Origin of the sequence: uncultured Sphingopyxis sp. (assembly GCF_900078365.1) — a bacterium.
Classification (GTDB): Bacteria; Pseudomonadota; Alphaproteobacteria; order Sphingomonadales; family Sphingomonadaceae; genus Sphingopyxis.
Genome location: NZ_LT598653.1, coordinates 3,328,039 through 3,352,500 on the forward strand (window position 1 = coordinate 3,328,039; position 24,462 = coordinate 3,352,500).

The 24,462-nt window shown below is 65.7% G+C and carries 18 protein-coding genes, 1 tRNA gene and 2 rRNA genes (1 of these 21 only partly in view); 12 read left to right on the plus strand and 9 right to left on the minus strand.

Going from position 1 to position 24,462, the window contains the following annotated elements; all coding sequences use genetic code 11:
• Window positions 1-9: 9 nt before the first annotated feature.
• The 9 genes from QZL87_RS15500 (at window position 10) to QZL87_RS15540 (ending at window position 11,234) form a co-directional block, all read left to right on the plus strand.
• Complete coding sequence (locus tag QZL87_RS15500; RefSeq protein ID WP_295321101.1) at window positions 10-912, plus strand: SPFH domain-containing protein; 903 nt, start codon at window positions 10-12, stop codon at window positions 910-912.
• 9 nt (window positions 913-921) lie between these two features.
• Complete coding sequence (locus tag QZL87_RS15505) at window positions 922-1,125, plus strand: toxin-antitoxin system HicB family antitoxin (RefSeq protein ID WP_295326968.1); 204 nt, start codon at window positions 922-924, stop codon at window positions 1,123-1,125.
• 1 nt (window position 1,126) lies between these two features.
• The gene (locus QZL87_RS15510; protein WP_295321103.1) at window positions 1,127-1,369 is read left to right on the plus strand and encodes a hypothetical protein; all 243 of its coding nucleotides are present in this window, start codon (window positions 1,127-1,129) and stop codon (window positions 1,367-1,369) included.
• Window positions 1,370-1,756: 387 nt separating this feature from the next.
• On the plus strand, window positions 1,757-2,428 hold the full coding sequence (gene rpe, locus QZL87_RS15515) for a ribulose-phosphate 3-epimerase (RefSeq protein ID WP_295321106.1): 672 nt from the start codon (window positions 1,757-1,759) through the stop codon (window positions 2,426-2,428).
• Window positions 2,429-2,431: 3 nt separating this feature from the next.
• Window positions 2,432-4,210, plus strand: a complete 1,779-nt coding sequence (locus QZL87_RS15520; protein WP_295321108.1) for a heparinase II/III family protein — start codon at window positions 2,432-2,434, stop codon at window positions 4,208-4,210.
• A 458-nt stretch (window positions 4,211-4,668) separates the two neighbouring features.
• The gene (locus QZL87_RS15525) at window positions 4,669-7,512 is read left to right on the plus strand and encodes a TonB-dependent receptor (protein WP_295321110.1); all 2,844 of its coding nucleotides are present in this window, start codon (window positions 4,669-4,671) and stop codon (window positions 7,510-7,512) included.
• Window positions 7,512-8,522 (plus strand): phytase, encoded by a 1,011-nt coding sequence (locus QZL87_RS15530; RefSeq protein WP_295321113.1) that lies wholly within the window; start codon window positions 7,512-7,514, stop codon window positions 8,520-8,522. Before QZL87_RS15525 ends, QZL87_RS15530 begins: the two co-directional genes overlap by 1 nt.
• Window positions 8,523-8,781: 259 nt before the next feature.
• Complete coding sequence (gene purH, locus QZL87_RS15535; RefSeq protein WP_295321116.1) at window positions 8,782-10,374, plus strand: bifunctional phosphoribosylaminoimidazolecarboxamide formyltransferase/IMP cyclohydrolase; 1,593 nt, start codon at window positions 8,782-8,784, stop codon at window positions 10,372-10,374.
• A 206-nt stretch (window positions 10,375-10,580) separates the two neighbouring features.
• On the plus strand, window positions 10,581-11,234 hold the full coding sequence (locus tag QZL87_RS15540; RefSeq protein ID WP_295326970.1) for a YqaA family protein: 654 nt from the start codon (window positions 10,581-10,583) through the stop codon (window positions 11,232-11,234).
• 148 nt (window positions 11,235-11,382) lie between these two features.
• Here the strand turns inward: QZL87_RS15540 and QZL87_RS15545 are convergent, their stop codons facing one another.
• From QZL87_RS15545 to QZL87_RS15555, 3 genes are all read right to left on the minus strand, one after another.
• Window positions 11,383-11,934, minus strand: a complete 552-nt coding sequence (locus QZL87_RS15545) for a VOC family protein (RefSeq protein WP_295321120.1) — start codon at window positions 11,932-11,934, stop codon at window positions 11,383-11,385.
• Between the two features lie 165 nt (window positions 11,935-12,099).
• Window positions 12,100-13,200, minus strand: coding sequence for a 4-hydroxyphenylpyruvate dioxygenase (gene hppD / locus QZL87_RS15550; protein WP_295321124.1), 1,101 nt, complete (start codon window positions 13,198-13,200; stop codon window positions 12,100-12,102).
• 182 nt (window positions 13,201-13,382) lie between these two features.
• Window positions 13,383-15,266 (minus strand): ABC-F family ATP-binding cassette domain-containing protein, encoded by a 1,884-nt coding sequence (locus QZL87_RS15555; protein WP_295321128.1) that lies wholly within the window; start codon window positions 15,264-15,266, stop codon window positions 13,383-13,385.
• A 134-nt stretch (window positions 15,267-15,400) separates the two neighbouring features.
• Here QZL87_RS15555 and QZL87_RS15560 point away from each other — a divergent pair, with 134 nt between their 5' ends.
• Window positions 15,401-15,823 (plus strand): VOC family protein, encoded by a 423-nt coding sequence (locus QZL87_RS15560; protein WP_295321131.1) that lies wholly within the window; start codon window positions 15,401-15,403, stop codon window positions 15,821-15,823.
• Between the two features lie 3 nt (window positions 15,824-15,826).
• Here QZL87_RS15560 and QZL87_RS15565 read toward each other — a convergent pair whose 3' ends face one another.
• The 3 genes from QZL87_RS15565 to QZL87_RS15575 form a co-directional block, all read right to left on the minus strand.
• Entirely contained in the window at window positions 15,827-17,377 is a 1,551-nt protein-coding gene (locus tag QZL87_RS15565) for a DHA2 family efflux MFS transporter permease subunit (RefSeq protein WP_295321133.1), read from the minus strand.
• 136 nt (window positions 17,378-17,513) lie between these two features.
• Window positions 17,514-18,665 carry an HlyD family efflux transporter periplasmic adaptor subunit gene (locus tag QZL87_RS15570; protein ID WP_295321137.1) on the minus strand — a complete coding sequence of 384 codons (1,152 nt, stop codon included), beginning with the start codon at window positions 18,663-18,665 and terminating at the stop codon, window positions 17,514-17,516.
• Window positions 18,665-20,050: an efflux transporter outer membrane subunit gene (locus QZL87_RS15575; RefSeq protein ID WP_362987696.1), complete on the minus strand. Its 1,386-nt coding sequence runs from the start codon at window positions 20,048-20,050 to the stop codon at window positions 18,665-18,667. Before QZL87_RS15575 ends, QZL87_RS15570 begins: the two co-directional genes overlap by 1 nt.
• Window positions 20,051-20,145: 95 nt before the next feature.
• On the opposite strand from QZL87_RS15575, the gene QZL87_RS15580 reads away from it, so the two are divergent.
• Together QZL87_RS15580 and QZL87_RS15585 are read left to right on the plus strand one after the other, a co-directional pair.
• On the plus strand, window positions 20,146-20,790 hold the full coding sequence (locus QZL87_RS15580; protein ID WP_295321142.1) for a TetR/AcrR family transcriptional regulator: 645 nt from the start codon (window positions 20,146-20,148) through the stop codon (window positions 20,788-20,790).
• 71 nt (window positions 20,791-20,861) lie between these two features.
• Window positions 20,862-22,154: an Hsp70 family protein gene (locus QZL87_RS15585; protein WP_295321144.1), complete on the plus strand. Its 1,293-nt coding sequence runs from the start codon at window positions 20,862-20,864 to the stop codon at window positions 22,152-22,154.
• Window positions 22,155-22,530: 376 nt separating this feature from the next.
• Here the strand turns inward: QZL87_RS15585 and QZL87_RS15590 are convergent.
• The 3 genes from QZL87_RS15590 to QZL87_RS15600 all read right to left on the minus strand — a co-directional run.
• Window positions 22,531-22,607 (minus strand) — tRNA-Met (locus tag QZL87_RS15590).
• A 107-nt stretch (window positions 22,608-22,714) separates the two neighbouring features.
• Window positions 22,715-22,829, minus strand: a 5S ribosomal RNA gene (gene rrf, locus QZL87_RS15595).
• A 115-nt stretch (window positions 22,830-22,944) separates the two neighbouring features.
• Window positions 22,945-24,462, minus strand: a 23S ribosomal RNA gene (locus QZL87_RS15600); it runs 1,343 nt beyond the window's last position.

The window sequence follows — 24,462 nt, forward strand, 5'->3', positions numbered from 1 at the left end:
GAGGGAAACATGGTCGAAACAGGGACGCCCGCGCTGAACCGCAGCCGGGAGGTGCGCGCCGCGACGCAGAGCGGCTATCTGATGCTGTTCGTCTGGCTGGCGCTGCTCGGGCTCGCCGCCTGGGCGGCGATCAGCAACGCCAATGCCGAGGTCATGGTCGCGTGGAAATGGGCGCTGGTCGTCGTCGCGGGCGTCGTCGGCCTGCTGATCCTCTGCGGCTTTTACCTGATCAATCCGAACGAAGCCGCGGCGATCCAGCTGTTCGGCGCCTATAAAGGCACCGACCGCCAGGAAGGGCTGCGCTGGGTGCTGCCGTGGCTGACGCGCAAGAAGATCGCGGTGCGCGCGAACAATGTGATTTCGGACAAGATCAAGGTCAACGACCTGCGCGGCAACCCGATCGAAATGGCGGCGCAGGTCGTGTGGCGCGTCACCGACACCGCGCAGGCGCTGTTCGACGTCGACGATTACAAGGAATTCGTGATGGCGCAGATCGAGGCCGCGGTGCGTTCGATCGGTTCGCGCTATCCCTATGACGACATCGAGCATCAGGAAATCACACTGCGCGGCAACCATGACGAGGTCGGGGTCGAACTGCGCAAGGCGCTGATCGAGCGGCTCGAGGTCGCGGGCATCACCGTCGACGAATGCGGGTTGACCCACCTCGCCTATGCGCAGGAAATCGCAGGCGCGATGCTGCGCCGCCAGCAGGCCGAAGCGGTGATCGCGGCGCGCAAGAAGCTGGTCGAGGGCGCGGTGACGATGGTCGAGATGGCGCTCACCCACCTGTCGGAAAAGAATGTCGTCACCCTCGACGACGAGCGCAAGGCGGCGATGGTGTCGAACCTGATGGTCGTCCTCTGCGGCGAACGCGACACCCAGCCCGTCGTCAACACCGGCTCGCTCTATTGAGTCGGAATGATGGCTGCATCCGCCAAGAAAGCCTTTGCCCTCCGCCTCGATCCCGCGCTCTATGCCGCGATCGAGCGGCTGGCGGCGGCCGAATTGCGTAGCGCCAACGCCGAGATCGAGGTCCTGCTGCGCGAGGCGCTGGGGCGGCGCGGCGTGAGCGTCCGGCAATCGGAAGCTCCGAAGCGGGGCCGGCCGGCCAAGGAAGCGAACTGACATGCTGCATCTGTTCATGCGCCAGGGGCCGTGGTTCCGCGCCAAGTGGCACGGCTATGGCACCGGCCTGCCGGTCGCCTGGCAGGGCTGGGTGCTGCTCGCGCTCCACATCGCGCTGATCGCCGGGCTGGCGGTGCTGCTGCGCGAGCGGCCGGTGGTGATGGTGATCGCGGTCGTGCTCGCGGCGCTCGCCCCGATGCCGATCTATCGCGCGCGGACCGAAGGCGGCTGGCGCTGGCGTTGATGCAGGCCGAACCGAATGAAGGAGGCCGCCGCGAACGTCCGCCTTGGGGGGAGAGCTGCCATTCCCTACCTTCGTCATTCCCGCGAAAGCGGGAACCCAGTCTGGGATCAGCCCACGTACGCTCTGGGTCCCCGCTTTCGCGGGGATGACGATGTAAGAGGCCGCAATCGGCTGGTCTCAGACATTCGTCATCCCGGACTTGATCCGGGATCCATTCTTTCAACGCTGCGTGAATGGACCCCGGATCAAGTCCGGGGTGACGAGAAATGAAATGGCAACTACCGGCCGAAACCTTTCGTTCGCCATCGTCGCGCTGCGTCCCGCTTTTCCACCGATAGCGCCCTGCCCCCGCTTGCTCCCGACTCGCTAGATGGTTAAGGCCGGTCCATGACCGGCTCCACCACCCCCGTCCGTATCGCCCCTTCGATCCTGAGCGCTGATTTCGCGAAGCTGGGCGAGGAGGTGCGCGCGATCGAGACGGCGGGGGCCGACTGGGTGCATATCGACGTGATGGACGGCCATTATGTCCCCAATCTGACGATCGGACCGATGGTGGTGAAGGCGCTGCGGCCGCATTCGTCGCTGCCCTTCGACGTCCATCTGATGATCAGCCCCGTCGATCATTTCCTTGATGCCTTCGCCGCGGCGGGCGCCGACATCATCACCGTCCATCCCGAGGCGGGGCCGCACATCCACCGCACAGTCCAGCATATCAAATCGCTCGGCAAGCAGGCGGGCGTGTCGCTCAACCCCGCGACGCCAGCGAAAATGCTCGACTATTTGATCGACGAGATCGATCTCGTCCTGATCATGAGCGTCAACCCCGGATTCGGCGGCCAGAGCTTCATTTCGAGCCAGCTTCGCAAGATCGAAGCGGTTAAAAAGATGATCGACAAGTCGGGTCGCGACATCAGGCTCGAGGTCGATGGCGGCATCGATGCGGCGACCGCGCCGCTCGCCATAGCGGCGGGCGCCGATGTGCTGGTGGCGGGCACCGCGACCTTCAAGGGCGGGCCCGACGCTTACGCCGACAACATCCGGCGCCTGCGCGGAGCCTGATCGATGGAGGGGAGACCGCTGACTTCTGCCCCCGCCGACCCGCCGCTCGATCCCGGTGCCGACGCCGCGCCGCTCGACGACACGATCGAGCCTGGCAAGCGGCTGATCCGCCTGCCCGCCGACAAGGGGCTGTCGCTCGGCGACCGCGTCGCCAACGCGATCACGCGGCTGACTTGGCGCACCCCGCTCCACGCCTTTCGGCTGAAGGGGCGCTTTCCGCTCAAGCTGCTCGGCGTGCCGGCCGATCCGGTGCCGGGCGACGCGCGCGCGGGCACCGCGATCCGCGCCGGGCATTTCCTGCATCGCGGGCTGAAACTGCCGCTCGGCGAGCTCGACTTCGCGGCGCTCAATGTCGCGCCGCCCTTCGCCGACTATCTTCACAGCTTCGCCTGGCTGCGCGATCTCGCCGCGACCGGCACGCGCGCCGACGGCGCCCCGATCGCCGAGGCGGTCGTGCGCCACTGGCTCGGCACGCATGGCGAGACGGTGAGCGAACCCGCGTGGAAGGCCGACAACACCGCCTGGCGCATCCTCTTCTGGGCCGCGCACGCGCCGCTGATCCTGTCGTCGAGCGACCTCGTCTATCGCTCGGCGGTGCTCAACCATCTCGCGCGCGCGGCGCGCCACCTCGATCGCGTCGCCGACAAGACGCGGCCGGGCACGGGGCAGATGGTCGCGTGGGTCGGCATCGTCGCCGCGTCGCTCCTCATGCCCGGCGGCGAACCGCGGCAGGTCTTCGGCGAGGCGGGGCTGCGCAAGGTGCTTGAAACGAGCTTCTACGCCGACGGCGGCAATATCTCGCGCTCGCCGCAGGCGCAGCTCGACGCGATCATGGCGCTGTCGATGCTCGTCAAGATTTACGACATGCGCCGTATCGAGGTGCCGCCCTTCGTCCAGGAAGTGCTCGCGCGCGCGGTTCCCGCGCTGCTCGGCCTCGTCCACAGTGACGGCGGCATGGGCAGCTGGCAGGGCAGCGGCGCGACCTCCGCCGCCACCGTGCAGGCGATCGTGAACGCGAGCGGCGTGCGCACGCGCCCGCTCAAGCAGGCGCGCGACTGGGGTTACCAGCGGCTCGTCGCGAACAAGGTCGTGCTGCTCGCCGACGCGGCGCCGCCGCCGATCGCCCGCGTGACCGAGGCGGGCTGCGCCTCCACCCTCGCCTTCGAACTCAGCGACGGCGACGAACGGATCGTCGTCAATTGCGGCGGCGCGGCGCTGACCGGCGCAACGATCCCCGCCGACCTCGCGCGCGGCCTTCGCACCACCGCGGCGCATTCGACGCTGACGTTGGGCGACGCCAATTCGACCGCGATCCTCGGCAGCGGCTCGCTCGGCAAGGGGGTGACCGAAGTCGAGCTCGACCGGCGCGAGACGCCGCAGGGCAGCCGGCTCGAGATGAGCCACGACGGCTATGCGCGCCGCCACGGGCTGATCCACCGCCGCCTGCTGATCCTCTCGCCCAACGGGCGCGAGCTGCGCGGCGAGGACATGCTGCTCCCCGCCCCGCGCACACGGCGCAAGGGCGACAAGGGCTTCACGATGCGCTTTCATCTCGGGCGCAATATTTCGGCGAGCCTGACCGCCGACAAATTGGGCGCGCTGCTGCGCATCCACGGCGGTCCGCTCTGGCAATTCCGCACCTCCGAAGGCGAACTGACGGTCGAAGAAAGCCTGTGGGTCGACGGCGAAGGGCGGCCGCACCCGACCGAACAGCTCGTCGTCACCGGCAACGCGCCGGCGGGCGGCGCGAGCGTGGGGTGGATATTCAAGCATATCGGGTGACCGGCCGCACCCGAAGTTCCCGCGGAGCCGGCGACGCAATGGCGGCATTGGGGTGGTGAGCGGGCGTTGATCCAGATCAGGCCCTCCCCTTCAGGGGAGGGCAGCGAGACTTGCGAACTTGTTCGCTAGTCGCAGCGGGTGGGGGCCATCGGCCTTGCGCAAGGCCGATGGCCCCCACCCCAACCCCTCCCCTGAAGGGGAGGGGCTTGCGTTTCAGCTATGTCTGTTTGCGGTCGAAAGCCATCGCACCCGCGACGATTTCACAAAACAGAGATCGCTCACAATTTCCGGCGGCTTGAATCGCGACCGATTCGTTGAGCTTGACCGGCCCCCCTCTCCTTCTGTTTCATTAGTGTGACACTCGCGTAACACAGCGGTCATAGAGCCCTGCCACTGGCCCCTCGACTCGCCGGGAGCCAACAGGAGCCGGCGATCTTCTCACTCTTCGGGGGATCTCCATGCACAAGTTTCGCACCGTCCGTTCGCGCATCCTGATCGGTACCTGCCTCTCGCTCGCGGCCGCGCTTCCCGCTCCCGCCCTTGCCGGCGACGTCACCGGCAGCGTGGCCGATGCCACCGACACCCGCGCACTGCAGGGCGCGCAGTTGCGCATCGTCGAACTGGGCCGCGTCGCCGAGGCCGACCGCGACGGCAGCTTCCGCTTCGCCAACATCCCCGCCGGCACCTATACGATCGAGGCGACCTATGTGGGCGCCGAGACGCGGAGGGTCACCATCGAGGTTCCCGAATCGGGCAACGTCACGGCGCGGATCGTGCTGGGCACCGACGGATCGATCCTCGTCCTCGGCCAGTCGGCGAACCAGGCGAGCGCCTTGTCGCGGCAAAAGGCGGCGGACGGCGTCGAGAGCGTGCTGACCCGCGACGCGGTCGGCCAGTTCCCCGACCAGAATGTCGCCGAAGCACTACGCCGCCTGCCCGGCGTGAACATCCTCAACGACCAGGGCGAAGGCCGCTTCGTCTCGGTGCGTGGGCTCGACCCCGAACTCAACGCGACCTCGGTCAACGGCGTGCGCCTGCCCGCGCCCGAAAGCGACGTCCGTTCCGTCGCGCTCGACGTGATTTCGAGCGACAGCATCGAATCGATCGAGGTCAAGAAGTCGCTGACCCCCGACATGGACGCCGACACGATCGGCGCGTCGATCGAGATCCACACGACGAGCGCCTTCGAGCGCCGCAAGAATCTGCTCACCGCGAAGATCGAGGGCAGCTATAATGATTATTCGGAAAAGCTGACCCCGAAGGGCAGCATCGATTTCGCGCAGCGCCTTGGCGACAATGTCGGCGTGTCGGGCGGCCTTTCCTATTATCAGCGCAAGTTCGAGACCGACAATATCGAGGCCGACGGCTGGAACGAGGACGACGGCCGGATCACGACCGAAGAGGTCAATTATCGCGACTATGACGTCGAGCGCGAGCGCATCTCGGCCAATTTGAACTTCGACTTCCGCCTCGGTTCGTCGACCAAGCTTTATGCCCGCGGCATCTACAGCCAGTTCGACGACCAGGAATATCGCCGCGAAACGAGCCTCAAGCTCGAGGATGCGGGCGAGATCACCGGCAGCGGCGCCGATCTCGTCTATGGCGACGTCGACGGCGAGCTTCAGGTCCAGCGTTCGCTGAAGGACCGTTTCGAGCGCCAGCGCATCCGCAGCATCACGCTGGGCGGCGAGACCGACAGCGACGGCTGGCACGCGAAATATTCGGTCAGCTATGCGAAATCGACCGAGCGCGAGAATGGATCGATCGACCCCGCGAATTTCGAACAGAGCTTCGAGGACGATGGCCTGCTGCTCGGGCTCGATTTCGCCGATCCGCGGCGGCCGCGCTATACGGTGGGCGGCGATGCGGGCGCGATCGCGAACTTCGGCGACCCGTCGCAATATGAACTCGACAGCGTGCAAGTCACCGGCCTGTCGGACTCGCGGGACAAGGAATGGGGCGCGAAGCTCGACCTTGGCCGCGAGTTCGCGATGACGGGCGGCACCTTCACCGTCCAGGCCGGCGCCAAGGGCCGCTGGCGCGACAAGAGCTATAATCTCGAAACGCAATATTGGGAGATGGACGGGCTGACGATGGCTGATCTCGTCGGCAACCAGACCTATCGCATCACCGACATCTCGCCGGTGCTGGGCAAGAGGGGCGTGCGCGACTTCTTCGACGCCAATCGCGGCGATTTCGAACTCAACGAGCTCGACTCGCTGTTCGATTCGTCGGTCGAGGATTATTCGGTGAGCGAGGATGTCGCCGCGGCCTATCTGCTCGGCCGCTGGGACAGCGGTACGCTGCGCGTGATCGGCGGCGTCCGCTATGAGCACACCAAGAACGACATCCGCGCCAACACGGTGACGCTGATCGAGGAGGGCGGCGAACTGCCCGACGGGTCGGAAGCCGATGACGATACCGTCATCAGCGTGCCCAACCAGTTCAAGCGCAGCTATGGCGACTGGTTGCCGAGCCTGACGATCCGCTGGGAACCGCAACAGAACCTCGTGCTGCGCGCCGCGGCATCGAAGAGCCTCGTCCGGCCGAAGCTGTCGAAGCTGGCGCCGCGCTTCACCATCGAGCAGAATGAAGACAACGAACGCGAGGGCGAATTCGGCAACCCCGACCTCAAGCCCTATGAAGCGTGGAATTTCGACGCGGGGGTCGAATATTATCTGCCGAATAACGGCGCGCTGTCGGCGGGTGTCTTCTACAAGGACATCAAGAATTTCATCGTCGATACCAACCTCGAGGACGCGGGCGAATATAATGGCATCGCATTCGACGAGGCGACGATCCCGATCAATGGCGACAGCGCCAAGGTCTGGGGCCTCGAACTCAGCTATACGCAGGCGCTGCGCTTCCTGCCCGCGCCGCTCGACGGCTTCCTGGTGAACGCGAACTACACCTATACCGACGCGACCGGGAAGGTGCCGACCGACGGCGACATCACCGACCTGCGCAAGATCAACCTGCCGGCCGCGTCGAAGCATACGTTCAACGCCGCACTGGGTTATGAAAAGGGCCCGGTCTCGCTCCGCCTTGCCGGCACCTATCGCTCGAAATATCTCGACGAACTCGGCGACACCGCGGCCGAAGACCGGATCATCGACAATCATTTCCAGCTCGACCTGTCGGCCAAGGTCGACGTGACCGAGAAGGTCCAGGTCTTTTACGAATGGGTGAACATCAACAACGCCAAATATTATGCTTATAACAATGTCGGCGCGCGGCAGAATCTGCTGCAGTTCGAGCAGTATAAATGGACGATGAAATTCGGCGCGCGGGTGAAGTTCTGATGCGCCGCCTCCTCACTCTGCTCCCGCTCCTTTCGCTCGCCGGCTGCGCCGCGGGCGCGCCGATGATCACCGGCCTGCCGCCGGTCCAGGTAACCGCGAGCGGCGAAACGCAGCCCGTGGGCACGAACCGCGCCGACGCCGCCGACGATCCGGCGATCTGGGTCGATCCCGCCAACCCGAACCACGCGCTGATCGTCGCGACCGACAAGAAGGCGGGGCTGCACGTCTACGACCTTGCGGGCAAGGACATCGCCTTCACGCAGGCGGGCCTCGTCAACAATGTCGATGTCGCGGGCGACATCATCGTCGCGAGCGACCGCAACGACGGGGTGAACGCGCATCTCGCGGTCTTCCGCCTCGATGCGGAGGGGCCGGCGATCATCCCGCGCGGACGCGCCGCGGCGGGCACGGGCGAAGCCTATGGCCTGTGCCTCAAGAAAAGCGCGCCCGGCCAGCCGATCACCGCGGCGCTGATCGTCAAGGACGGCACGGTGCGCGTCGGCACGCTGACGCTGGTCGAGGGCGCGGCACCGGGCTTCGCGGTCGTGTGGGAGCACAAGATTCCGACCCAGTCCGAAGGCTGCGTCTTCGACGGCGATACGCTTTATGTCGGCGAGGAAGACGGCGGCATCTGGGAATTGAAACCGGACGGCAAGGGAGCGACCGCGCGCCTTGTCGCGCCGGTCGACAACCAGCGCCTCGTCGCCGACGTCGAGGGGCTTGCGACGATCGATCACAAGGGCGAACGCTATCTGATTGCGTCGAGCCAGGGCGACAACGCCTATGCGGTCTTCCGCCTGCCCGGCATGGATTATGTCGGGCGCTTCGCGGTCGCCGCCGGCGCATATGGCGCGACGAGCGAGACCGACGGGATCGAAGCGGTCGCGGGCAACTTCGGCCCCGATTATCCCGACGGGATTTTCCTCGCGCAGGACGGCGACAATGGCGCGCTGGCGCAGAATTTCAAGCTGGTGCGCTGGGACCGGATCGCGGCGGCGCTGGGGCTGTAAAGCCACAGCGCCAGTTTATCGCATGTGTCCCCGCGAAGGAGCATCGGGTCGGATCGTCCCCCGGACGATCCTTGACCATGCGGGGCATGGTCAACCCGATACTGACCCATCTCCGATCGGCGCAACATGGAGCCGGCAGAAGATGGGCTCCCGCCTTCGCGGGAGCACGGAGCTTTTTTAGGGCCGCGCCGCTTGCGATAGCGGGCGCACACGCCTAGGGGGACCGCGTCTTTCCCATCCTGCAAAGGCCGCCCTTCCCATGACCGACCTGATTCCCGTCCGCCGCGCCCTTCTGTCCGTCAGCGACAAGGCGGGGCTCGCCGAGCTTGCCGCCGCGCTCGTCAAACATGGCGTCGAACTGGTGTCGACCGGCGGCACCGCGAAGGCGCTGCGCGAAGCCGGCCACGATGTTCTCGACGTGTCGGACCTCACCGGCTTTCCCGAGATGATGGACGGCCGCGTCAAGACGCTGCACCCGACGGTCCATGGCGGCATCCTCGCGGTGCGCGACGATGCGGCGCATGTCGCATCGATGGAAGAGCATGGCATCGGCGCGATCGATCTGGTCGTCGTCAACCTCTACCCCTTCCTGAAAACGATGATGAGCGGGGCCGACCGCGATACAATTATCGAAAATATCGACATCGGCGGCCCCGCAATGGTGCGTTCGGCGGCGAAAAATCATGCCTTCGTCGGCATCGTGACCGAGCCCGAGGATTATGCCGCGGTGATCGCGGAAATGGACGCCAACCATGGCGCCACGACGATCGCGCTGCGCAGGCGGCTCGCGGCGACGGCCTTTGCCCACACCGCAAATTACGACGGCACGATCGCGCGCTGGTTCGCGATCGCCGATCAAGGCAAGACTTTCCCCGACACCCTGCCGTTGACCGCGAAGCTGGCAAACGAGCTGCGCTATGGCGAAAACCCGCATCAGAAGGCGGCACTATATATTCCCGCCGTGCCCGGACCGCGCGGCATCGCCGGCGCCGAGCAGGTCCAGGGCAAGGAACTGAGCTATAACAATATCAACGACGCCGACGCCGCGCTTGAACTGGTCGCCGAATTCCGCGAGGCCGAGCCGACCTGCGTGATCGTCAAGCACGCCAATCCGTGCGGGGTGGCCGTGGCGCAAGATCCGCTGCACGCCTACCAGCAAGCCTTCAAGACCGATCCCACCTCGGCATTCGGCGGCATCATCGCGGTCAACCGGCCGCTCGACGGCGCGACCGCCGAGCTGATCAGCGGCATTTTCACCGAAGTCGTCTGCGCGCCCGACGCCGACGCCGATGCGCGCGCGGTGTTCGCGAAGAAGAAGAATCTGCGGCTGCTGCTGACCGGCGAGCTGCCCGATCCGGCGCGCGGCGGACTGATGCTCAAGGGCATAACCGGCGGCTGGCTCGCGCAGAGCCGCGACAATGGCCGCATCACCCGCGCCGACCTGAAGGTCGTCACCGAGCGCGCACCGAGCGGGGAGGAGCTGACCGACGCGCTCTTCGCCTGGACCGTCGCCAAGCATGTGAAGTCGAACGCGATCGTCTATGCCAAGGGCGGCTCGACCGCGGGCATCGGCGCCGGGCAGATGAACCGCCGCGACAGCGCGCGCATCGCCGCGGTGAAGGCACGCGAAGCCGCGGAATCGCACGGCTGGGCGCAGCCGCGCACCGTCGGCAGCGCGGTCGCGAGCGACGCCTTCTTCCCCTTTGCCGACGGCCTGCTCGCCGCGGTCGAGGCGGGCGCGACCTGCGTCATCCAGCCGGGCGGCTCGATCCGCGACGACGAGGTGATCGCCGCGGCGAACGAAGCGGGGCTGGCGATGGTGTTCACCGGGATGCGGCATTTCCGGCACTAAATGACCGTCACCCCCGCGGAGGCGGGGGCCGCTGGCGGTTTATGTCTTGATCGCTGGACAAGGCCGACAACGGCCCCCGCCTTCGCGGGGGCGACGGCTCCTATCGAGGGGCTTTATTTCGCCCGGCACGACCGGCATAGGGAGGCCGTGGTCATCCTGACCCGCCGACAAGGATCCGCATGACCGCAACGCCCCGCAGCAAGTCCATGATCCAGAATCTCTACAACTGGACCATGGAGAAATCCGCGCATCCACACGCCGAATATTGGCTGGCGCTGGTCTCCTTCATCGAGGCGAGTTTCTTTCCGATCCCGCCGCATCCGCTGCTGGGGCTGATGTGCCTCGCCGATCCGAAGAAGGCGGTGCGCTATGCGCTCATCTGCACGATCGCGTCGGTCGCCGGCGGGATGCTCGGCTATCTGATCGGCTTCTTCCTCTATGAAAGCGTCGGGCTGGCGCTGCTCGGCGCGCTCGGGCTGACCGACGCTTTTCCGCCCGCCGCCTGCTATCTACGCAAATATGGCGCCGAGATTATCCTGATCAAAGGCGCGACGCCGATCCCGTTCAAGCTGCTGACGATCACCGCCGGCTTCATCCACATGAGCTTCTGGACCTTCCTGTGGGCGAGTTTCGCCAGCCGGGCCTTTTCCTTCATGCTCGTCGGCATCCTGTTCCGGCTGTTCGGGGCGCCGATCAAGGCGTTTATCGACAAATATCTGATCTGGGTCACCGGCGCCTTCCTCGTCGCGGTGGTCGCGGGCTTCCTCGCGATCGGCGCGCTGTCGGGCGACGGCGAGACGAAGGCGGCCGACAAATGCAGCGGCGCGACGCTGGAAAGCATCGGGCTGGATCGGAAGTAAGGCGTCAGCGGTAGCGACCTGGCCTCCCCTCCCGCAGGCGGGAGGGGTCGGGGGTGGGCAGCGACGGTGCGTTGTGCCCACCCCGCTGCGGCTAACGAGCAAGCTCGTAAGCCTCACTGCCCCTCCCGCTTGCGGGAGGGGGAAAAGGTCATTCGTTAGCCGTCTGATGCAGCCAATCGGCGTGGCGCGGCGCCTTTTTCGTCCGGCTCCACTCGTCGAGCATCAACGGCGCGACGCGCTTCAGTTCGGCATATTGTTCATCGGTGCCGATGTCGCATGCGAGTTCGACGCGGTGGCCGTTGGGGTCGAAGAAATAGATCGACTTGAAGATGCCGTGGTGCGTCGGGCCGAGCACGTCGACGCCGTTCGCGGTCAGATGCTCCTTCGCGGCGACCAGCTCGTCATAGCTGCCGACCTTGAACGCGAGATGCTGGACCCATATCGGGGTATTCTCGTCGCGGCCCATGTCGGGCTGGTTGGGCAGCTCGAAAAAAGCGAGGATATTGCCGTTCCCCGCGTCGAGGAAGACGTGCATGTAAGGGTCGTACTCGCCGGTCGACGGCACATGATCCTCGGCGAAGGCGGTCGTATAGGTCATGCCGAGCATGCGCTCGTACCAGTCGACCGTCTCCTTCGCATCGCGGCAGCGATAGGCGGCGTGGTGGACGCCGCCCAATTTGATAGGCGATTGGCTGGTCATCTTATCCAACTCCGTTCGTGCTGAACCTCCCTAATTCCGTTTGCCCTGAGCTTGTCGAAGCCTGTCCTGAGCGACTGACAAGTCAGTCGAAGGGGGCCGTTCTTTCTTTCGAGCGTCGAAGAGAAGGGCGGTGCTTCGACAGGCTCAGCACGAACGGAGAAAGGGTCAGGCGTTCTCTTTTACTTCCAGCGCCCCGCGGCGAATCTGGTCGAGTTCCATCGACTTGAAGAGCGCGGTGAAATTGCCCTCGCCGAAGCCTTCGTCCTTCTTGCGCTGGATGAACTCGAAGAAGACGGGGCCGATCACCGTCTGGCCGAAGATCTGGAGCAGCAGGCGCGGGTCGCCCTCGGTTGTCGAGCCATCGAGGAGCAGGCCGCGCGACTTGAGTTCGTCGACGGGCTCGCCGTGGCCGGGCAGGCGCTCGGCGAGCAGCTCGTAATAGGTCTCGGGCGGCGACGGCGCGAAGGGGTTGCCGAATGCTTTCAGCTTGTCCCACGCGGCATAGAGATCGTCGCAGGCGAAGGCGATATGCTGGATGCCCTCGCCATTATAGGCGCGCAGATATTCCTCGATCTGGCCGCCGCCGCCCGCGCCTTCTTCGTTCAGCGGGATGCGGATCTTGCCGTCGGGGGCAGTCATCGCCTTCGAGGTGAGGCCGGTATATTCGCCCTTGATGTCGAAATAGCGAATCTCGCGGAAGCCCGCGATGCGCTCGTAGAAGGCGGCCCAATGCGCCATCCGGCCGCCGTAGACATTGTGCGTCAGGTGATCGATGACCTGCAGCCCCGCGCCGACCGGATGGCGATCGACGCCGTCCTCATAGACGAAGTCGATGTCGTAGATCGAGAGGTCGCCGTCCCCGCTTTTGCCTTCATAACGGTCGATCAGATAGATGATCGAGCCGCCGATACCGCGGATCGCGGGCAGGCGCAGTTCCATCGGGCCCGTCTTGACCTCGACCGGCTCGGCACCGCGCGCGATCGCCTCGGCATAGGCCTTGGCGGCATCGCGGACGCGCCAGCCCATGCCGCACGCCGACGGGCCGTGCTCGGCGGCGAAATAGGCCGCGGGCGATTGCGGTTCGTAATTGGCGATCAAATTGATCCCGCCCTGGCGCCACAGTTCGACCTGCTTCGAGCGGTGGCGGGCGATGCGGGTGAAGCCCATGCGTTCGAATACGGGTTCGAGAATGCCCTTTTCGGGCGCCGAAAATTCGACAAATTCGAAGCCGTCGAGGCCCAGCGGGTTTTCGAACAGGTCGGCCATGGTGCATTCCCTATATAGTTTCAATTGAAACTACTATGATGGAATGCGGAGCGGGAGTCAATGCGCGAGCGACGAGCCAAGACGTCGCCCCCGCGAAGGCGGGGGCCGCTGGAGGTTTACGTAGCGAGGAAGGGTAAGGACGACAGCGGCCCCGCCTTCGCGGGGGCGACGCTATCTCTCGGCTAGGCCGCTGCCGTCTCGATCGCCTCGAGAGCTTCCATCCACGCCGCCTCGACGCGCTCCAGTTCCGCCGCGACCTTGCCGCGGCGCTGCGCGAGGTCGCCCATCGTCAGCTTGGCGAGCGCGGGTTCGGCGCTCGCGGGGTCGAACATCGCGCGGTCGATTGCCGAAATCTGCTTGTTCAGCTTCTCGGCCTGCACCTCGTGATCCTTGGCGCTTTTGCGCAGCGCAGCCTGTGCTTCGCGCGCCTTCGCGGCTTCCTGCCTCGCGGCCTTGGCGTCCTTGGGTTTGGCGGGCGCGCCCTTGGCATCGTCGTTCGCTGCACCCTTGCCGAGGATGAAGGCGACATAATCGTCCATGCTGCCGTCGAAATCGCGCGCGGTGCCGCCATCGACGAGCACGAGCCGGTCGGCGGTGAGTTCGAGCATGTGGCGGTCGTGGCTGACGATCAGCACCGCGCCGTCGAAGCCGTTCAGCGCCTGCACCAGCGCCTCGCGCGCATCGACGTCGAGGTGGTTGGTCGGCTCGTCGAGGATGAGGAGGTGCGGCGCGTCGCGCGTGATCAGCGCGAGCGCGAGCCGCGCGCGTTCGCCGCCCGACAGCTTGCCGACCTCGGTCGTCGCCTTGTTGCCGGTGAAGCCGAAACGCCCCAGTTGCGCGCGCACCGCCCCCGGCGTCTTGCCCGCCATCACGCGCGTCATATGGCCGAGCGGCGTGTCGGCGCCGTCAAGTTCCTCGACCTGATACTGCGTGAAATAGCCGACGCGCATCTTGCCCGACGCCGCCATCGCGCCGTCCATCGGCGTCAGCTGCGCCGCGAGCAGGCGTGCGAGCGTCGTCTTGCCATTGCCGTTGCGGCCGAGCAGCGCGATACGGTCGTCGGGATCGATGCGCAGGTTGAGCCGCGTCAGGATCGGTTCGCCCGGCGCATAGCCGACGCTCGCGAGGTCGAGGGTGATCAGCGGCGGCTTGAGCTCGTCGGGGCTCGGAAAATCGAAGACGAGGCTGGGGTCCTCGGCGACCGCGGCGATCGGCTGCATCTTCGCGAGTTGCTTGGCGCGCGACTGCGCCTGTTTCGCGGTCGAGGCGCGCGCGCTGTTGCGCGCGACATAATCCTGCAGCTTGGCGCGCTGCGCGTCCTGCGCGGCCTTGGCGGCGGCAAGCTGCGCGATGCGCTCGGCGCGCTGGCGCTCGAAATCATTATAGCCGCCGGGATAGAGGGTCACCTTGCCGCCCTCGAGGTGCAGGATATGGTCGACGACATTGTTGAGCAGGTCGCGTTCGTGGCTGATCACGACGAGCTGGCCGGGATAGGCGCGCAGAAAGCTTTCGAGCCACATCGTCGCTTCGAGGTCGAGGTGGTTCGACGGCTCGTCGAGCAGCAGCAGGTCGGGGTTCGAGAACAGCAGCGCCGCGAGCGCGACGCGCATCTTCCACCCGCCCGAATAGCTGTCAAGCGGGCGCCCCTGCATCTCCTCGTCGAAACCGAGGCCGATCAGGATGCGCGCGGCCCGCGCCGGCGCGGCATAGGCGTCGATCGCGATCAGCCGTTCGTGGATGTCGCCGAGCTTGTGCGCGTCCTGCTCGACCTCCGACGCCGCGAGCAGCGCGGCGCGCTCGGTGTCGGCGGCGAGCACCGTCTCGAACGGCGTCGCGCTGCCGCTCGGCGCTTCCTGCGCGATATAACCGACGCGCGTCTTGCGCGGCATTTCGATCCCGCCCTCGTCGGCTTCGAGCTGGCCGATCATCACCTTCATCAGGGTCGATTTGCCCGCGCCGTTGCGACCGATCAGGCCTGTGCGGCTCTTGCCCGGCAGGCTCGCGGTCGCGCGGTCGAGGATGGTGCGCCCGCCGAGGCGCACGGTGAGGCCATTGATCGTCAGCATATATATCCAACCATTTCGTCATCCCGGCGAAGGCCGGGATGACGATAAAAAGCGACGGCGCCCGTAGCACGCCCCTCTTCAAAGCCCAAGTCCCGGGCTGGCATAAGCGGCGCCGGTGCGGCAAAAGACGGGGCATGGCCGACCTCGCCCCCTTTCACATCGCCTTTCCCGTCGATAACCTCGATGCCGCGCGCCATTTCTACGGAGCGGTTCTCGGCTGTTCCGAAGGACGCAGCGCCCCCGACTGGATCGACTTCAATCTCTACGGCCACCAGATCGTCGCGCACCGCATCGATACGCCGCGCGGCAGGGCGGCGCATAATCCGGTCGACGGGCATGACGTGCCCGTGCCGCATTTCGGCGTCGTGCTGCCGCCCGCCGAATGGCAGGCGCTCGCCGAGCGGCTGAAGGCGTACGATGTCGCATTCGTGATCGAACCGCACACGCGCTTCCCGGGCCAGCCGGGCGAGCAGTCGACGATGTTCTTTCTCGACCCCGCGGGCAATGCGCTCGAGTTCAAGGCCTTTGCTGATCTGGCGCAATTGTTCGCGAAATAGGGCTCAGTGCCCGCCGCCCATCGAAATCTGCTTCGGCCGCGGCGCGAACCACACCGAGATGGCGGCGATCACGAAGACGACGCCCGATGCCAGGAACAGGTGGAGCACCCCGAGCGTCGAGGCCTGCACCTCGACCAGCCGCTCGATCGCGGCGCGCGCCTGTTCGAGCGTGAAGCCGGCATTTTGCAGCGAGGTCATCGTCGCTTCGACATTGTTGAGCGAGGAGACGAGTTCGGAGCGCGAGGTGCGCGTCGCGTCGTCCCATGCGGTCGTCGCGATCGCAGTACCGATCGCGCCGCACAATGTGCGCAGGAAACTCATCAGCCCCGCCGCCGACGTCTGATGCTGCGCGGGCACCGAGCTCAGCGCGAGCGCGGTCAGCCCGACGAAGAAGAAGGGCATGCCGATTCCCTGCAATATGTGCGGCAGCGCGAGCGTCCAGTAACCGACGTCGGCGTTCCAGCTCGCGCGCAGGATCGACATCACCGCCATCCAGAGAATGCCCGCCGATATGGTGAGCCGCACGTCGATCTTGGTGATCAGACCAGCGGCGACCGGAGACAATAGCACCGCGAAGACGCCGAGCCAGGCGACGATGAAGCCCGTCTGCGTCGCGGTATAACCCGCGACCTGCTGGAGCCAGAGCGGCGTGAGCACGACCTGCGCGAAAAAGGCGCCGAAGCCGAGCGATATCGCTGCGGTCGCGAAGCTGAAGCCGCGGAAGCGGAAGATGCGCAGATTGACGACCGGATTGGCGTCGGTGAGCTCCCAGATGACGAAAGCGGCGAAGCTGATCGCGGCGACGATCGCGAGCCCGACGATCCAGGCCGATCCGAACCAGTCGTGCTCGCGGCCGGTGTCGAGCATGATCTGGAACGCGCCGACCGAGACGACGAGCAGGATCAGGCCGACGACGTCGATGCGCGCCTTCTCGCGCTTCGTCTCGAACGGCGTCAGCAGGGTGAAGACGCCGAAGGCGCAGATCGCGACGACGGGCAGGTTGATGAAGAAGATCCAAGGCCAGGTCCAATTGTCGCTGATCGTGCCGCCGAGGATCGGGCCGAGGATCGGCGCGGTGGTCGTCGTCATCGCCCAGATCGCCAGGCCGAGCCCGGCCTTTTCCTTGGGGAAGATGCGCAGCAGCAATATCTGCGACAGCGGCATCAGCGGGCCGCCCGCGAGCCCCTGGAGCACGCGGAAGAGCACCAGCGCATCGAGCGTGCGCGAAATGCCGCAGAGGAAGGAGAAGATGCCGAAGCCGATGATCGAGATCATGAACCAGCGCACGGTGCCGAAGCGCATCGCGAGCCAGCCGGTGAGCGGCACGCTGATCGCGTCGGCGACCGCGTAGCTGGTGATCACCCATGTCCCCTGCGTCGGCGACACCGCGAGCCCGCCCGCGATATGCGGCACCGACACATTGGCGATCGTCGTGTCGAGCACGACGACGAAATTGGCGAGCGCGAGCGCGAAGGCCGCGACGAGCAGCCGCACGCCGCTCAGCGGCTGCGGCTCGGCGGGAATCGCGGATGCGGGGGCGGCGGCGCTTGCCATATCAGGCGGCCGTGTCGTAAAAATAGCTCGTCATTGCGAGGAGCCGAAGGCGACGTGGCAATCCAGGGGCGGCGTTATACCGCTCTGGATTGCTTCGCTTCGCTCGCAATGACGAGTTTAAGAGAGAACACATCGCTCAGTTTCCGCGCGTGTCGATCGTGGCTTCCATCGACAGCCCGACGCGCAGCGGATGCTCTTTGAGCTGCTTCGGATCGAGCGCGATGCGCACCGGCAGGCGCTGGACGACCTTCACCCAGTTGCCCGTCGCGTTCTGCGCCGGGATCAGCGAGAAGGCCGCGCCGGTGCCGCCGGCGATGCCGATCACCTTGCCGCGATAGACGACGTCGCCGCCATAATAGTCCGAGGTCAGCTCGACTGGCTGGCCGATCCGGATATCGCCGAACTGGCTCTCCTTGAAATTGGCATCGACATAGGCGGTGGCGATGGGGACGATGACCATGATCGGTGCGCCCGCCGCGATCCGCTGGCCGACCTGCACCTGCCGGTTGGTGACGATGCCGTCGACCGGCGCGCGCAGCACGGTGCGCGCGAGATCGAGCCGCGCCTTTTCGAGCCGCGCTTCGGCGGCGGCGACATCAGGCGCGGTGTCGATCGTCGTGCCGCGCACCACCGCTTCGGCGGCGCCGAGATCGCCGCTCGCCGATCCGCGCGTCGCTTCGGCCGAGGCGATGCCCGCGGCGGCGAGGTCGCGCGCCGCGCTCGCCGAGGCCAACGCCGCGCGCGCCGCGGTCAATTCCTCGCCCGACACCGCGCCGGTGCCCGCGATGCTTTCGCGCCGCGCCAGTTCGGCGCGCGCGCGTTCGACCGTCGCATTCGCGTCGCGCAGCCGCGCCCTGGCTTGCGCAATCTCCGCGCCGCGCGCCGCGACGCGCGCGCGCGCGGCGTCGGCATTGGCGTCGGCCTGGCCGTAACGCTGACGCGCAAGGCGGAGCGCCGCTTCGGCGTCGGCGACGGCGATCCGCTGATCGGCGTCGTCGAGGATGACGAGGATGTCTCCCTTCTTCACCGCCTGCGTGCCGCTGACGCGCACTTCCTTGACCGGGCCCGAGACGAGCGCGGTCACCTGCGCCGAATCGGCACCGACATAGGCGTTGTCGGTGTGGACGCGCCCCGCTTGGGTCAGGAAATACCAGAGGCCCCACAGCGCCGCGACCGCCACGACCGTGATCGCGAGGATGCGCAGCAGCTTCTTGCGTTTCTCGCCATTGGTTTCGGCGGCGTCGATTTCGGGAGCGCCCGTTTCGGCGGCAGCCGTTTCGTCGGCCATCATTCGTCTCCTGTTGGATTGCTGGCCCGATATCCGCCGCCGAGCGCGCGGATCAGGGCGATGTCGAGGGAAAGCTGCCGCGCTTCGAGCTCGGCCACCGCGCGGTCGAGCGCGACCATGCTGTCCTCGGCGGTGAGCTGGACGATCTGGTTGGAGAGGCCCGCGCGATAGCGCAGCCCGGCGAGTTTCGAGGCTTCGGCGGCGGCGGCCAGCGCCTCGCGGCGCCCGGCGAGCTGGCGCGCCGTCGCGGCACGGCTGGCGACGATGTCGGCGACATCGCGCAGCGCCCCGATCAGCGTGCGGTCATAGGTCGCGACCGCTGCGTCATAATCGGCGCGCGACCCGCGATAGCGCCCCTGCAGCCGCCCGCCCTCGAATATCGGCAGGCTGATCGCGGCGCCGCCATTGCCATATTCGGACCCCGACTTGAACAGGTTCGACAGCCCGAGCGACTGGAGCCCGACGAGCGCCGACAGGCTGATATTGGGATAGAAATCGGCGCGCGCGACGTCGATGCGCTTTGCTGCCGCTTCGGTCCGCAGGCGCGCCGCGACGATGTCGGGGCGGCGGCCGATGAGGTCGATACCCGCCGCGGCGGGCAGGCCGAGCGCGGCGCGCGCCATGTGCGGGCGCTCGATCGACAGGCCGCGATCGGGCCCGGCGCCGAGCAGCGCGGCGAGCCGGTTGCGCGTCGTCGCGATCGCCTCCTCGAGCGCGACGACGTCCGCGCGCGATGAGGCGGCGCGGCTTTCGGCCTGGCGCTGGCTCGCCTGATTCTCGAGCCCCGCGCGGGCGCGCTCGCCCGACAGGTCGGCGCTCGCGGTACGGACGCGGACCGCCTCGTTCGCAACGTCGAGCGCCCGGTAATAGCCGTCGAGATCCACATAAGCGGCCGCGATTCCCGTGGTCAGCATCAGCCGCGCCTGCGCCGCGTCGACGCGCGCCGCCTCGGCCTCCGACGTCGCCGCGGCGAGCGCGGCACGGTTGCGGCCCCACAGGTCGAGATCGAAGCCGAAGGTCGCGGCGACATGCCCCGTGTCCTGAATGCCGTCGGGAACGAACTCGGGCGGAATGCCCATATTCTTGCTTTGCTGAACGCCGCCGGCGCTCGCCTCGGCCCCGACGCGCGGCAGCAGCGCCGCGCCGGCCTGCTGCGCCATCGCCTCGGCGGCGCGCACGCGCGCGGCGGCGATCGCGACGTCGGGCGATCCTTTCAGCCCCTCGGCGATCAGCGCGTCGAGCTGCGCGTCGCCGAAGCCCTGCCACCAGCCTTCGACGGGCCATTCGCCGTTCGCATCGGCGAAGCTCGCCGCCGTCCCGAACGAATCGGCCGCTGCCGGCGCAGGTTTCGGACCGAGGTCGGGAACGCTTGCGCAGCCGGCCAAAAGGGCGAAAACCGCGGTTGTAAGAATTAATGATCGGGGCATGGCTTCCAACGATACTAGCTGGTATCATGCGCCAATGAACTTCGGAGGCCGCCTTGTCAATCGAAATGATACCAGCTAGTACGCCTGCTCTCGACGACGCGGCCGCGGCGCGCCGCAAGGCGTTCGTCGACGCGGCGCGCGAGCTGTTCTTCGCGAACGGCTATGCGGGCACGACGATGTCGTCGATCGCAAGCAAGGTCGGCGGGTCGAAGACGACGCTGTGGACCTATTTCCCGTCCAAGGAGGAATTGTTCGAAGCGGTGGTCGACGACATCGTCGAGCAATATGGGCAGGCGCTGGCGATCGACCTGCCGCTCGATGAACCCGTTCCCGACGTGCTGCGACGCTTCGGCAACCTGTTGATGACCAAGCTGACCGCGACGCCGATCCTGTCGCTTTTTCGTCTCGTCGTCGGCGAGGCCGAGCGTTTCCCGCACCTTGCCGAGACCTTCTACGAACGCGGCCCGCGCCGGGGAAAGGCGCGCGCGGCCGAATGGGTGGGCGAAAAGATGGTGCGCGGCGAGCTGAGGATGGGCGATCCGATGCGCGCGGTCCAGCAGTTCACCGGGCTTTGCCAGTCGGGTCTCTATCAGTTCGCGATGCTCAACCTGCCCGAAAGCCGCGACCTCGCGCGCCTGCAGGACGATGTCGACGCCGCGGTCGACAGCTTCTATCGCGCGTGGAAGCCCGACGCCTGACTTGCTCGATGGACCGCGCCGTGCAATAGGCGCCGCCCCGCAAGGGATCCCCATCGCCACAGGAGCATGTCATGGACAAGGCGGCCGCGAGCGCGCTCGGCCTCGATTTCGGCACGACGAACAGCGTCGTCGCGCTCGCCGACGGGCGCGGCGGCACCGAGCTCGTCGCGTTCGGCGATGCCGGCGACGCGGTATTCCGCTCGGCGCTCTGCTTCTGGGAAGAGGAGCGCGGCTGGAACGGGATCGCGCACGAAGCGGGCCCGTGGGCGATCGAGGAATATCTCCAGTCGCCGCTCGACAGCCGCTTCATCCAGTCGTTCAAGAGCGTCGCGGCGAGCGCGCTGTTCGAGCGCGCGATGATTTTCAACAAGCCGTTCCGTTTCGAGGATCTGGGGCGGTTGTTCCTCCAGCGCCTGATCGCGCACGCGGGCGGCGCGCTCGACACGCGGCCGCGGCGGATCATCGTCGGGCGTCCGGTCGAATATGCCGGCGCGCGGCCTGACCCCGAGCTCGCGCGCCGGCGTTACGCCGCGATGCTCGCGGCGTTCGGCACCGAAATCTTCTATGTCCACGAGCCGCTCGGCGCCGCGCACAGCTATGCGTCGCGGCTGACCGAGCCCGCGACGATTCTCGTCGCTGACTTCGGCGGCGGGACGACCGACTTCTCGATCGTCCGCGTCGCCGCGCCCGGAGCCCCGCGCCGCTGCATCCCGCTCGCCTCGTCGGGGATCGGGATCGCCGGCGACCGGTTCGACTATCGCATCGTCGACCGGCTCGTGCTGCCGCTGCTCGGCAAGGGCAGCCATTATCGCTCCTTCGACAAGATCCTCGAGATCCCCGGCGGCTATTTCGCCGATTTCGGCGACTGGTCGCGGCTCGCGATGATGCGCAACCGGCGGACGCTCGACGAGATCCGGCGCCTGCAACGCGACGCCGAGCGCCCCGAGCTGATCGGCCGGATGATCGCGCTGATCGAGCATGAGCAGGGCTTTCCGCTCTACGACGCGGTGGGCAGGCTCAAGCGCGCGCTGTCGGACAGCGAGCACGCCGAATTTCATTTCGCCGGCGACGGGATCGAGATCGGTGCCGACGTAAAGCGCGCCGATTTCGAGCGATGGATCGCCGGAGACCTCGCGCGGATCGAAGCTGCGATGGATCAGGCGCTGATACGCGCGGGCGTGGCGCCCGATGCGATCGACCGCGTCTTCCTGACCGGCGGATCGTCGCTGATTCCCGCGATCCGCGCGCTATTCGAGCGGCGTTTCGGCGAGGAGCGCATCGCGACCGGCGGCGAACTCACTTCGATCGCGCATGGTCTCGCGCTGATCGGCGAGGAGTCCGACCCCGCCGAATGGGCGGCCTGAGCCCGGAAGAAAACATCTGCTTCCGGCCGATTGTTGCCATGGCCGCGTAGGCGGCTTTGAATAGGATTCGCGCAGAGGCGCAGAGAGCGCAAAGAGGGAAGTTTTTTACCTGCGATCTCTGCGTCTCTGCGCGAATTTCATAATTTGCTACGTTCGACCGGTTGCTGCGCCTCCGCTCTCACACTTCGTCATTCCCGCGAAAGCGGGAACCCAGAGCGCGCGTCGGCTGATCCCAGACTGGGTTCCCGCTTTCGCGGGAATGACGAATGTCGGGAAGGTCCGCTTCCCACCCCATTTCGGTCATTCCGCCGCGTATCGAGAGGCGAGCCCCAGATACGAAAAACCCGCCAGGCGATCGACCTAGCGGGTTTTTTGTTGGTTGCGGGAGTAGGATTTGAACCTACGACCTTCAGGTTATGAGCCTGACGAGCTACCGGGCTGCTCCATCCCGCGTCAACCAGCTTACGCTCCATCCGGAGCCGCAAAACAGCAAAAGGCCGGCATCGCTGCCGGCCTCTAACTTTGTGAATGGGTTCTTTCGACCTTACGCCGGCCACAATGCCTGGCGACGTCCTACTCTTCCGGGGCTTGAGCCACAGTACCATCGGCGCTGTCAGGTTTCACGGCCGAGTTCGAGATGGGATCGGGTGGGTCACTGACGCCATGGTCACCAAGCAATGAAGCCGGCGTAGGTCAAAAGTCTTTCAATCGATATCCGTGCAATACTGTCTGATCAATCATCCACTCATCATGGACAAACCGGTCAGGCTTGTCGTTGATGGCGGGACTCTTAAGTGCGAATAGAGCAATTAGTATCGGTTAGCTCCACGCGTTACCGCGCTTCTACATCCGATCTATCAACGTGGTGGTCTTCCACGGCTCTGTGAAATCTTATCTTGAGGGAGGCTTCCCGCTTAGATGCTTTCAGCGGTTATCCCGTCCATACATAGCTACCCTGCTGCGCGGCTGGCGCCACGACAGGTACACCAGAGGTATGTTCAACCCGGTCCTCTCGTACTAGGGTCAACTCCTCTCAAATTTCGACGCCCACGGCAGATAGGGACCGGAGTGGACGTACCTCTGGTACACCGAGCGGGATCCGTCAAGTATCCAACGCCCACGGCAGATAGGGACCAAACTGTCTCACGACGTTCTGAACCCAGCTCACGTACCACTTTAATTGGCGAACAGCCAAACCCTTGGGACCTGCTCCAGCCCCAGGATGTGATGAGCCGACATCGAGGTGCCAAACACCGCCGTCGATATGAACTCTTGGGCGGTATCAGCCTGTTATCCCCAGAGTACCTTTTATCCGTTGAGCGATGGCCCTTCCACTCGGGACCACCGGATCACTATGACCGACTTTCGTCTCTGCTCGACTCGTCAGTCTCGCAGTCAGGCAGGCTTATGCCATTGCACTCTAACAGACGGTTTCCAACCGTCCTGAGCCTACCATCGCGCGCCTCCGTTACTCTTTAGGAGGCGACCGCCCCAGTCAAACTACCCGCCACAGAGGGTCCCTGATCCAGTTTCATGGATCGAGGTTAGACATCAGAAAACAACAGGGTGGTATTTCACCTATGGCTCCACACCGGCTGGCGCCAGTGCTTCAAAGCCTCCCACCTATGCTACACAGTTCTTTCCTAATGCCACTCTGAAGCTGCAGTAAAGGTGCACGGGGTCTTTCCGTCTAACCGCGGGTAGATTGCATCATCACAAACACTTCAACTTCGCTGAGTCTCAGGAGGAGACAGTGTGGCCATCGTTACGCCATTCGTGCAGGTCGGAACTTACCCGACAAGGAATTTCGCTACCTTAGGACCGTTATAGTTACGGCCGCCGTTTACCTGGGCTTCATTTCGGAGCTTGCACCCCTCCACTTAACCTTCAGGCACCGGGCAGGCGTCAGGCCCTATACGTCGTCTTGAAGCCGACTTAGCAGAGCCCTGTGTTTTTGCTAAACAGTCGCTACCCCCTGGCCTGTGCCCCCTCAAACCGGTTGCCCGGAATGAGGGCCTCCTTCTTCCGAAGGTACGGAGGCAATTTGCCGAGTTCCTTCAGGAGACTTCTCTCAAGCGCCTTGGTATACTCTACCATCCCACCTGTGTCGGTTTAGGGTACGGTCTATAATGGAGGGGCTATTTCCTGGAACCTCTTCAAAGCCTGACCAATCCAATAAGGTCAGACAATTTACGAGATCCGTCACACACCTCCAGGCCCACGAATATTAACGTGGTTCCCATCGACTACCCCCTTCGGGCTCGTCTTAGGGGCCGGCTTACCCTGCTCAGATTAGCTTTAAGCAGGA

Bases quoted from the DNA above. Each gene is read 5' to 3' on its own strand.
- QZL87_RS15560 (WP_295321131.1), top strand. From the start codon at position 15,401: ATGGCCGACCTCGCCCCCTTTCACATCGCCTTTCCCGTCGATAACCTC.
- QZL87_RS15505 (WP_295326968.1), top strand. From the start codon at position 922: ATGGCTGCATCCGCCAAGAAAGCCTTTGCCCTCCGCCTCGATCCCGCG.
- QZL87_RS15530 (WP_295321113.1), top strand. From the start codon at position 7,512: ATGCGCCGCCTCCTCACTCTGCTCCCGCTCCTTTCGCTCGCCGGCTGC.
- purH (WP_295321116.1), top strand. From the start codon at position 8,782: ATGACCGACCTGATTCCCGTCCGCCGCGCCCTTCTGTCCGTCAGCGAC.
- QZL87_RS15520 (WP_295321108.1), top strand. From the start codon at position 2,432: ATGGAGGGGAGACCGCTGACTTCTGCCCCCGCCGACCCGCCGCTCGAT.
- QZL87_RS15545 (WP_295321120.1), bottom strand. From the start codon at position 11,934: ATGACCAGCCAATCGCCTATCAAATTGGGCGGCGTCCACCACGCCGCC.
- rpe (WP_295321106.1), top strand. From the start codon at position 1,757: ATGACCGGCTCCACCACCCCCGTCCGTATCGCCCCTTCGATCCTGAGC.
- QZL87_RS15570 (WP_295321137.1), bottom strand. From the start codon at position 18,665: ATGGCCGACGAAACGGCTGCCGCCGAAACGGGCGCTCCCGAAATCGAC.
- QZL87_RS15555 (WP_295321128.1), bottom strand. From the start codon at position 15,266: ATGCTGACGATCAATGGCCTCACCGTGCGCCTCGGCGGGCGCACCATC.
- QZL87_RS15510 (WP_295321103.1), top strand. From the start codon at position 1,127: ATGCTGCATCTGTTCATGCGCCAGGGGCCGTGGTTCCGCGCCAAGTGG.
- QZL87_RS15500 (WP_295321101.1), top strand. From the start codon at position 10: ATGGTCGAAACAGGGACGCCCGCGCTGAACCGCAGCCGGGAGGTGCGC.
- QZL87_RS15525 (WP_295321110.1), top strand. From the start codon at position 4,669: ATGCACAAGTTTCGCACCGTCCGTTCGCGCATCCTGATCGGTACCTGC.
- QZL87_RS15565 (WP_295321133.1), bottom strand. From the start codon at position 17,377: ATGGCAAGCGCCGCCGCCCCCGCATCCGCGATTCCCGCCGAGCCGCAG.
- QZL87_RS15585 (WP_295321144.1), top strand. From the start codon at position 20,862: ATGGACAAGGCGGCCGCGAGCGCGCTCGGCCTCGATTTCGGCACGACG.
- hppD (WP_295321124.1), bottom strand. From the start codon at position 13,200: ATGGCCGACCTGTTCGAAAACCCGCTGGGCCTCGACGGCTTCGAATTT.
- QZL87_RS15540 (WP_295326970.1), top strand. From the start codon at position 10,581: ATGATCCAGAATCTCTACAACTGGACCATGGAGAAATCCGCGCATCCA.